Below are 578 nucleotides of genomic sequence, written 5' to 3' on the forward strand. Positions count from 1 at the left end.
ATAAGATGTCCCTCAGGCACCAAAACAAGAAAGGAATACGCACATGTCAAAATTGCTAGATAAGATATTATCACGCGAAAATATGCTGGAAGCCTACAATCAAGTAAAATCCAATAAGGGCTCAGCTGGGATTGATGGAATTACTATCGAAGAGATGGATAATTATCTCAGACAAAACTGGCGCCTGACTAAGGAACTGATGAAACAGAGAAAATATAAGCCTCAACCAGTTCTCAGAGTTGAGATTCCCAAACCAAACGGAGGTATTCGTCAGTTAGGAATTCCAACAGTTATGGATAGAATGATTCAACAGGCCATTATTCAAGTCATTAACCCTATTTGTGAACCCCATTTCTCTGAAACGAGTTATGGGTTCCGACCAAGTAGGTCATGTGAAAAAGCCATCATCAAGCTACTAGAGTATCTTAACGATGGCTATGAGTGGATAGTGGATATAGACCTAGAGAAATTTTTCGATACAGTTCCTCAAGATAGATTGATGTCCTTAGTACATAACATTATCGAAGACGGAGATACGGAATCCTTGATTCGTAAGTATCTTCATTCAGGTGTTATCA

1 protein-coding gene is annotated in these 578 nt (G+C 38.9%); it reads left to right on the plus strand.

Annotation, left to right across the window (positions count from 1 at the left end):
* Positions 1 to 43: 43 nt before the first annotated feature.
* A partial coding sequence (locus tag D8787_RS11320) for a reverse transcriptase domain-containing protein (RefSeq protein ID WP_260471406.1) occupies positions 44 to 578 on the plus strand: 535 nt, incomplete at its 3' end.

Origin of the sequence: Streptococcus mitis (assembly GCF_003944325.1) — a bacterium.
GTDB lineage: Bacteria > Bacillota > Bacilli > Lactobacillales > Streptococcaceae > Streptococcus > Streptococcus mitis_CW.